This window comes from Flavobacterium sp. UGB4466 (assembly GCF_903469665.1).
Classification (GTDB): domain Bacteria; phylum Bacteroidota; class Bacteroidia; order Flavobacteriales; family Flavobacteriaceae; genus Flavobacterium; species Flavobacterium lipolyticum.
Map to the genome: position 1 here is coordinate 18,908 of NZ_CAGKLC010000030.1, position 8,593 is coordinate 27,500.

An 8,593-nucleotide genomic window follows, 5' to 3' on the forward strand; every position below is an offset into this window, starting at 1 on the left:
AATTTAGGCCAATACTTTCGTATTTAGCAAGTTTGAGATTCTAATTTTTAGTTTATTTTTTAAGATAAGAACCCGAAAAACAATGTTTTATTCAGGAACAAAGCTTGTTTGATTTTTTTCAATCTGCTTAAAACTGCTACGTTAAATGGGTGTTTTGGCGGATCTTTTTGTTTGTCTTTCGGGTCATGCAACATCCCTGTACAAAGACACATTTTGTTTTCTTTGCTTTTTAAAATTTCGTAATTCGTACAGGTTTTACATCCAGCCCAAAAACTTGGATCGGTAGTCAGTTCAGAAAAAGGTACAGGTTTATATCCTAAATCAGAATTTATTTTCATAACAGCCAAACCAGTTGTAATACCAAATATCTTGGCATCAGGATATCTTTCCAGAGAATAATCGAAAACTTTTGATTTGATTTTTTTGGCTAAGCCTAAACTTCTGTAATCCGGATGCACAATTAAGCCGGAATGAGCAACAAACTTTCCGTGCTCCCAACTTTCGATGTAACAAAAACCTGCAAATTTTCCGTCTGCCAAAGCAATCATCGCATCACCATTCGACATTTTTTTCTGAATGTATTCAGGAGTCCTTTTAGCAATCCCGGTGCCTCTTAACAAGGCTGATGATTCTATTGTATCGCAAATTTCCTGTGCGAATTTGAAGTGTTCTTCCTGAGTAACAACAATAGAGATTTTCATTTCAATAGTTGAAGTTAGAGTTAAAAATTAAAACGTATTGTTTAGTTTGAAATCCTGAATTCAATCCAATAAAAATAAGTAAAATAGAAGTAACATTCTCAAAATCAAAAACTTGATTAAGAAAATTTAAAAAACAATATATACTTTTAGGATATGTTTGTCCAATGGACAAATGATGTGATTTCAAAATGAAAAATGAATATAAATAAATACGCGGCGAAAAACTCTGTGGATACTATAGAGATAGTGTCCGTACTTCGGGAGAAGTTACAGCTGAGTTTGTCCGTGACAAAGAAGTTATATGTAAACTTATTTTATTCATCGACTGCAAAAGTACACTATTTTTTTATTTACAAAACAAAAAAATAAAATTCTAACATTTTTTTTACAGAATGTTAATATTGGCCCATAAAAAACCCGATAGTTAAAAATAACTATCGGGTTCTTAAGTATTTACTTTTTTATATTTTAATTTTTAGTAAACGGTATTGCATCACCGCTACTCAAAATAATCATATCAAAACCTGTTTTAGCCTCATTAAATTTGAACTTTAGTCCGGCTTCAGCTGATTGAAAGACATCTTTTTCATTTTCTACCGCCTTTACTGTAAACTTCGGATAGTTAGTAATCAGAACATTCAATGCATTATTCTTTTCTGTAAAATCGATTTTCAAAGGAGCTTTTGAAGTTGAGTAGGTTCCTAAATAACCATCCAAAACTACATCTTTTTCTATTTTACCGTTGCTGGCTGTCCAAACATTATTAGCATCATTATTGTCCGGAAAAACATGATCCGGATCAAGCATGATACTTTCTATTTCTTCAGTAGAATTGTGTTTAAACGTCCAAACATTGTTACGTTGCCAAACTTCAACAGGCAATTTAACTCTTGTCACTTTCCCGCTTTTAGTTTTCACATCTAAAATAACCGGCATAGGCATTTTATCGAAATTCTCAACTGTGATTGCAACTCCCTTTGACGGATCATTTTTTATGTACTTAATTGAATTGATCCCCTGATTAAAGCGCCAATTGTTTACAAACCAACTTCTCCAGAACCAGCTTAAATCTTCACCTGCAACGTTTTCCATTGATCGGAAGAAATCATCCGGCTGAGGATGTTTATAAGCCCAACGTTCGATATAAGTACGGAAAGCAAGATCAAAACGCTCTTTTCCTAAAATCTGCTCTCTTAAAATTACCAAACCAGAACCCGGCTTAAAATAACACAGCATCCCAATATTAGCCTCTTTCATATTATCAGGAGAACTCATTATAGTTTCCAGATCCGGTCTTGTGAATGGCTCTGCTAATTTGTGCAAATTCGATGGCGCTTCTTTATATTCGCCCTTATTAAATTCCTCAGTGCTTAATGAATTAATAAAAGTATTAAATCCTTCATCCATCCAGGCAAACAATCTTTCGTTTGAACCTACAATCATAGGAAACCAGATATGTCCAAATTCATGATCGGTTACCCCCCATAAATCTTGTCCTTTTGACTCCCAGCTACAAAACACAATACCAGGATACTCCATTCCTCCTTCATTTCCTGCAACGTTTGTGGCCACCGGATAAGGATATTCAAACCATTTTTTAGAATAGTGCTCAATAGATGCTTTTACATATTCAGTAGAACGCCCGTAAGCTTCTTTTCCGCCACTTTCTACCGGATAAGCTGATAAAGCCAATGCCTTTTTACCACTAGGCAGATTAATTTTGGCACCGTCTAAAACAAAAGCAGCCGAAGAAGCCCATGAAAAATCACGAGCATTTTTTATTTGATAATGCCATGTTTTCTCTCCTGTTGTTTTTGAATTTGCTGTTGCAGCAACTTCTTCGGCAGAACGAATTGTTACGGTTTTATCGCTTTGCCCCGCTTCTTTATAACGCTTAAGTTGTTCTGCAGGCAATACTTCTGCTCCATTTATTAATTCTCCCGATCCCACAACATAATGATTTGCAGGTACCGTTAGTTTTACATCAAAATTTCCATACTCTAAATAAAACTCTGATGCACCCAAGTAAGGGGCAGTATTCCATCCTTTTACGTCATCGTACACACACATACGCGGATACCATTGCGCAATTGTAAAAATTTTACCGTTTTTAGTTTCCAAAACTCCCATTCTGTCCGATCCTTCAAAAGGCGCAATGAAAGAAAACTCAATTTTAATTTTTACAGCTCCCCCTTTTGATGCTAATGTTTCCGGAAGAAATATCTGCATTCTGGTATCTGTAACTACATATTTTGCTTCAATTTCAGTCTTTTTCTTTCCACCTGAAATTACTTTAACTGATTTAATTTTGTTTCCTCCACCAAAAACCTGTCCCTGAGCACCGTTACGGCTTCCTGATAGCGGCACCACCGCATTCCCTCTTGAATCACTTTTGAATAAATTCTGATCTAAATTCAACCATACAAATGACATTTTTTCCGGACTATTATTGGTATAGGTAATTTCATCTGTACCGGTAATCTCATTTGTAGTTCCGTTTAATTTTGCCGTTATCTGATAATCGGCTCTATTTTGCCAATATTCAACTCCCGGCTGACCGTTTGCAGAGCGCGTTGGTGTCCCATTTTTGGTATAAAAATTTGGCCCAAACGCATCGTGGTAATCGTAATTGTTAACAGGATTTACTACTGTTGCAGGAGGTGTTTGCTGTGCCCAGACAGAAGAAACTCCAACAAACAAAGCCATGGTTAATAAGGCTTTTGAGGATTGTTTTTTCATAATTTTTAGCTGTTTATGTAGCAAATTAATGAAAAAAAAAGCTATTTACAGAGAAATTATAAAACGTAAATCCAATTTTAGCAAAATTTTATGCAAAAAATATTTTAAGCTATTTTCCTAAAAAATAAAATTTATAAAATATATTTACATCAACATATCAGTAATCTTTTTCAATTTCAAACACTTTGAATACAACTATAAACAATTCAGCGATAAGCGTCTCAATAAAACATTCTGGAGCAGAATTATTTTCATTAAAAGACAATCAAAATAAAGAATACATATGGGAAGGTAATCCAGACTTCTGGGGCAAACATTCTCCGGTACTTTTCCCGATTGTGGGCACCCTGAAAAACAACACTTATACGATTGATGAAAAAGAATACCAATTGCCGAGGCACGGTTTTGCCCGCGATATGGACTTTCAATTGATCAACAAAAATGAAAACAGTGCAATCTTTGCTCTAAAATCAAATACCGAAACACTCCAAAAATATCCTTTTGAATTTGAACTACAGCTTATTTACAGCGTTGAAAACACCACTTTAAATATTGAGTACAAAGTAATCAACACAGGAAAAACCAAAATGCCATTTTCGATTGGAGCTCATCCAGCGATAGCATTACCAGGAGATTTTAAAAATTATGCATTCCAATTCGAAAAACAAGAAGTTTTAGAATATTATCTTTTAGAGAATGATTTGATTTCTAGTCAAACAGAAACCTTGAAAAATAAAAATGGATTAATTCCGTTTGACTACCAATTATTCGAAAACGACGCATTAATTTTTAAAACCCTAGAATCAAAATCGCTAACGCTTATTCAAAACTCCAAACCCTATGTCAAAGTTGATTTTGAAGATTTTCCGAGTTTAGGAATCTGGACAAAACCACAAGCTCCTTTTATTTGTATAGAGCCCTGGCTTGGATACTCTGACACCGATGAAAATTCGGGAAATTTATTCGAAAAAGAAGGGATTTTAGTTTTAGAAGCCAATCAAAACTTTACTTCAAAATTTAGTATATCAATATTATAATCTACAAAAAAATGCTGGAATTTAATTTTACTCCATTCCCTGTAATCGAAACAGAACGTTTGCTTTTACGAAGAATCACAAATGACGACGTCAATGAAGTTTTCGAATTGCGTTCAAATCCTGAAACAATGAAATTCATCCCTCGTCCCTTAGTCAAAGATGCTGAAGATGCCTTAGCACATATTAAGATGATTGAGGACAAAATTGTCGCAAATGAAGGAATCAATTGGGGAATTACTCTAAAAGACAACTCTAAGTTACTGGGAATCATTGGTTATTACAGAATGCAGCCAGAGCATCATCGTGCCGAAATAGGCTATATTTTACTACCTGAATTTCATGGAAAAGGGATCATCCCGGAATCAGTAAACGGATTGATCACTTATGGTTTTGAAGAATTAAAATTGCATTCGATTGAAGCAGTAATTGACCCTGAAAATTATGCCTCTGAGAAAGTATTACAAAAGTGTGGCTTTGTAAAAGAAGGACATTTTAAAGAATGTGAATTTTATGATGGCAAGTTCATTGATAGCGTAATCTACTCATTATTAAGCAATAAAAAACATTAGATTTTTTTGAACAAAAAATATTCCTGTTAAATTAATGATTCCGGATAATAGTAACTATTGGTTTGCGTTATATTTGCAGTCGAAATAAGAAAAAAGAGCTTATTTCGACATCACGAAAGCCCGTTTTATGAAAAAAATCTTTATTGCCCTTGTTCTTTTCTTTTCAATTCAGTCTCAAAGTCAGACTTTTATTAAGTTTAATACTGCAACCGCTTTATTGGCAGTGCCAAATGTTGGAGTTGAAACCAGTATTGGAAAAAATCTAACTTTTAGTGTTGACGTAATGGCATCATTTTGGGAGTCTTTTAACGGACATAGTCCAATGAAAATCTACACACTAACACCTGAACTTCGTTATCATTTTAAAGAAAACTATAAAGGTTTTTACGTCGGTGGCCATGCAGGACCAGATATTTATCAAATTCAAAAATGGAACTATTGGGGATCAAACCATTACGAAGACGGTTTTGGTTATCGTTTAGGAGTTACAGTTGGATACAATATTAAATTAAACGATAAATTTTTACTGGATATTTTTGCAGGAGGTGGCTGGCACCAAGGTTTCTATCATGGATACTACAATGATGGAACTCCGGGAAGATATGAAAAAACGCAAAACTGGAACAAAAGCGGCGAATGGCTTCCATACCGCGGAGGTGTTATGATTTCTTATAAACTATAAGTTACTTCGCCAATTTAGGCAGTGATTTTACATACAAATCTTCCACTTTCTTTCGTGCCCAATCGGTTTTTCTTAAAAAAGTCAAACTTGATTTTACACTTGGATTTGAAATAAAGCACTTTATCGGAATTAATTCTGCCAGAGTATCAAAGCCATAGTATTCTACTAATGCTTCTACTATTTTCTGAAGCGTTATACCATGTAAAGGATCTTTCGATTGATTTTGCATTTTATACTTTTAAATAATTATTAAAAAGACCGTACTTTCAAAAAGCACGGTCTTTTTTTTACAAAACTACTAAATTAATTTACATCTACTCCCATCGTTTGTTTAAAACAGAAACTTAAACCCAAATGAAAGTGGAGAAGTCAAATTTGGTCTGCTTCCGGCCAAAGCAGTGTTGTAAAAAGGATCAACATTTGCCACATGTGCTAATCCGAAATTGGTTACTGTGGTTTTCTCACCGCTTTTAGGCTCCAATGTTGTTGACGTAAAGTTTGCCAGATCGTATGAAAACTCAACCGAGAAATTTTTACTAATAAAATAATCAAACCCTCCCGAAACTGATAAGCCATATTGACTAATCTTCAAATCACTTTCTTTCTCTTTTCCTGTGATAATAGGAGCTGCCAATTGCCCAAAGAAGTACAACGAACCCGCAACATTCCAATATTTTCTAGCCAACGGCTGAATAACAAGCAAATCTGTTTTTGCCACAGTTCCGGCTTTTGCATCAGCTTTTATGTTAATAATACCAAATCCCGCTCCTACTGCAACGGAAGGCGTTACAAATGTCCCTACAATTGGCAATACAGAAAGATTTGTATTCTTAACGTCGCCAGTTTTAGTTTGTTGATAACCAAATTGCGATGTTGCGAACCAGGTTCCTTTTAAGCCCTGATTTGCATCCTGAGCTTTTGCGGTTAAGCTAATAAATGCAATACTTACTAATGTTAAAATTTTTTTCATGTTTTAGTATGTTTTAAATTATTCAACAAACTTATACGTAAGCATTTTCTTTAGGTATGATCAAAATCATAGATTAAAAAAAAACTTTAATTCTTTCAGATTTTATTAAAGTTTTTCATTTTTGTTTTACATTTGTACACTATGTTAAAAACAGTCAATATACTTAATAAAAGAGCCCGGTTTGATTATGAAATAATCGATACTTATACTGCGGGAATTGTTTTGTCGGGAACCGAAATTAAATCCATACGACTAGGTAAAGCTAATATTACTGAAAGCTTTTGCGAATTTAACAATATGGAACTCTTTGCCATTAATACCTATATTGAAGAGTATTCTTTTGGCAATCAATTCAATCATAAATCCAGAAGCGAAAGAAAATTACTTCTAAACAAAAAGGAGCTCAAAACCTTGCATAAAAATGTTCAGGCAAAAGGACTTACTATTGTTCCTTTGAAATTATTTACCAACGAAAAAGGACTTGCTAAACTGCAAATTGGTCTTTGTAAAGGAAAGAAAAACTACGACAAGCGTGAATCTTTAAAAGAACAAGATACGAAACGCGATCTGGACCGAATTAAAAAAGCATACAACTAAAAAACAAACCTCCTGTAAAACCTTAACAAATAGGCTTTTATTGATGTTTTATCGTTATTTTTACTATAAACAATTTAACCTTAAGAAAAACAATAAACTAATCTGGACAGGTACTACTAAATCAGGATATGTTACCAACCTTGGTCAAACCGTTGATGCAATTATGCAAGCAGTGGTAAAAGAAATGAAAAAAGACGGTTCACTCCCTCCTAAATAGTATTTTGAAAAGCAATATTAAAATATTGCTTTTTTTTCATTAAAATTATGACTAAATTTGTCAAGACAAATTAAATAAAATAAAAATGAAATCGCTCCTTAAAAATGCAAGAGAACAAAAAGGTCTAAAAACCCGCGAAGTAGCACAACTACTTGGCATCGATCAGGCTTTAATAAGCAAATTTGAAAGCGGTTCGCGAAAACCGACCAAAGATCAAATTGTTAAGCTATCTCAACTTCTAGAAATAGACTATGAAACTTTAATGATCGCATGGCTGAAGGAAAAAATTCTATATGAAATTGGTGATGATGAATTTGCTTTAAAAGCGCTTGAAGTTGCAGAGAAAGAAATCAAATACAATAAAACAGTCTCCAAATTAAAATTATCAACCACTTTAGAAAAAATCCTTAGTGAAATAGATGTTTTAAAAGAAAAACTGGATACTTACAGACAGTTTGATAGCTATAAAATCAGTCAGGCACTTGAACTCGAATATACTTTTGAAAGCAATCGAATTGAAGGAAATACCATGACGCTTCGCGAAACCGATATGGTCATCAACGAAGGTTTGACTATTTCAGGAAAAAGCATGAGAGAGCATCTTGAAACCATTAATCATCAGGAAGCGATTGGTTTTATCAAAGATTTAATGCAAAAAAGCAACAGCTTAAATGAACGCGATCTTTTATCTATCCATAATTTAATTTTGCGAGGTATAATTCCAGAAGATGCAGGTCGTTATCGAAAAGTACAGGTCATGATTCAGGGAAGCAGTCACATGCCTCCACAGCCTTTTTTAGTTGCAAAGGAAATGGAAGAGTATTTTATTTGGTATGAAATCAACAAAAATAAACTACATCCGGTTATTCTTGCAGCCGAAATGCACGAAAGACTAGTTACAATTCACCCTTTTATTGATGGAAACGGCAGAACCTCCAGATTAGTCATGAATTTAATTTTAATGCAAAAAGGTTATCTGATTGCCAATATAAAAGGAGATTATGAAAATAGAATGCAATACTATCAATCTCTGGAAACCGCTCAAACAAAAAAAGACAAAGAAGATTTTTTATTCTTTATC

Annotated in this window: 10 protein-coding genes (1 of these 10 only partly in view); 6 read left to right on the forward strand and 4 right to left on the reverse strand. The window is 33.8% G+C overall.

The genetic code is table 11. The features are described 5' to 3' along the window. Window positions 1-59: 59 nt before the first annotated feature. Both JO950_RS09905 and JO950_RS09910 read right to left on the reverse strand, forming a co-directional pair. Window positions 60-701 carry a GNAT family N-acetyltransferase gene (locus tag JO950_RS09905; RefSeq protein WP_017497103.1) on the reverse strand — a complete coding sequence of 214 codons (642 nt, stop codon included), beginning with the start codon at window positions 699-701 and terminating at the stop codon, window positions 60-62. A gap of 468 nt (window positions 702-1,169) precedes the next feature. Next, entirely contained in the window at window positions 1,170-3,440 is a 2,271-nt protein-coding gene (locus JO950_RS09910) for a M1 family metallopeptidase (protein WP_202702497.1), read from the reverse strand. A 185-nt stretch (window positions 3,441-3,625) separates the two neighbouring features. On the opposite strand from JO950_RS09910, the gene JO950_RS09915 reads away from it, so the two are divergent. The 3 genes from JO950_RS09915 (at window position 3,626) to JO950_RS09925 (ending at window position 5,728) form a co-directional block, all read left to right on the forward strand. Then, a complete protein-coding gene (locus tag JO950_RS09915; RefSeq protein WP_202702498.1) occupies window positions 3,626-4,477 on the forward strand; it encodes an aldose 1-epimerase family protein in 852 nt (283 codons plus the stop codon). Between the two features lie 11 nt (window positions 4,478-4,488). Next, entirely contained in the window at window positions 4,489-5,046 is a 558-nt protein-coding gene (locus JO950_RS09920; protein ID WP_202702499.1) for a GNAT family N-acetyltransferase, read from the forward strand. Window positions 5,047-5,173: 127 nt separating this feature from the next. Continuing rightward, window positions 5,174-5,728: a DUF3575 domain-containing protein gene (locus JO950_RS09925; RefSeq protein WP_202702500.1), complete on the forward strand. Its 555-nt coding sequence runs from the start codon at window positions 5,174-5,176 to the stop codon at window positions 5,726-5,728. Between the two features lies 1 nt (window position 5,729). On the opposite strand, the gene JO950_RS09930 is transcribed toward JO950_RS09925, so the two are convergent. Both JO950_RS09930 and JO950_RS09935 read right to left on the reverse strand, forming a co-directional pair. Further along, window positions 5,730-5,957, reverse strand: coding sequence for a VF530 family DNA-binding protein (locus JO950_RS09930; protein ID WP_070908521.1), 228 nt, complete (start codon window positions 5,955-5,957; stop codon window positions 5,730-5,732). Between the two features lie 102 nt (window positions 5,958-6,059). After that, on the reverse strand, window positions 6,060-6,698 hold the full coding sequence (locus JO950_RS09935; protein WP_202702501.1) for an outer membrane beta-barrel protein: 639 nt from the start codon (window positions 6,696-6,698) through the stop codon (window positions 6,060-6,062). A gap of 141 nt (window positions 6,699-6,839) precedes the next feature. On the opposite strand from JO950_RS09935, the gene smpB reads away from it, so the two are divergent. The 3 genes from smpB to JO950_RS09950 all read left to right on the forward strand — a co-directional run. Then, a complete protein-coding gene (smpB, locus tag JO950_RS09940; RefSeq protein WP_017497111.1) occupies window positions 6,840-7,295 on the forward strand; it encodes an SsrA-binding protein SmpB in 456 nt (151 codons plus the stop codon). Between the two features lie 43 nt (window positions 7,296-7,338). Then, a complete protein-coding gene (locus tag JO950_RS09945; protein ID WP_237732329.1) occupies window positions 7,339-7,512 on the forward strand; it encodes a hypothetical protein in 174 nt (57 codons plus the stop codon). 85 nt (window positions 7,513-7,597) lie between these two features. Beyond that, window positions 7,598-8,593, forward strand: partial view of a Fic family protein gene (locus JO950_RS09950; RefSeq protein WP_202702502.1) — the 5' portion only. Its footprint extends 54 nt past the window's final position; the window shows 996 of its 1,050 coding nt (coding positions 1-996); it begins with the start codon at window positions 7,598-7,600; its stop codon lies off the right edge, out of view.

Excerpts from the sequence above, each read along its gene's own strand:
- JO950_RS09925 (WP_202702500.1), top strand. The coding sequence starts at position 5,174 with ATGAAAAAAATCTTTATTGCCCTTGTTCTTTTCTTTTCAATTCAGTCT.
- smpB (WP_017497111.1), top strand. The coding sequence starts at position 6,840 with ATGTTAAAAACAGTCAATATACTTAATAAAAGAGCCCGGTTTGATTAT.
- JO950_RS09930 (WP_070908521.1), bottom strand. The coding sequence starts at position 5,957 with ATGCAAAATCAATCGAAAGATCCTTTACATGGTATAACGCTTCAGAAA.
- JO950_RS09935 (WP_202702501.1), bottom strand. The coding sequence starts at position 6,698 with ATGAAAAAAATTTTAACATTAGTAAGTATTGCATTTATTAGCTTAACC.
- JO950_RS09920 (WP_202702499.1), top strand. The coding sequence starts at position 4,489 with ATGCTGGAATTTAATTTTACTCCATTCCCTGTAATCGAAACAGAACGT.
- JO950_RS09910 (WP_202702497.1), bottom strand. The coding sequence starts at position 3,440 with ATGAAAAAACAATCCTCAAAAGCCTTATTAACCATGGCTTTGTTTGTT.
- JO950_RS09945 (WP_237732329.1), top strand. The coding sequence starts at position 7,339 with ATGTTTTATCGTTATTTTTACTATAAACAATTTAACCTTAAGAAAAAC.
- JO950_RS09905 (WP_017497103.1), bottom strand. The coding sequence starts at position 701 with ATGAAAATCTCTATTGTTGTTACTCAGGAAGAACACTTCAAATTCGCA.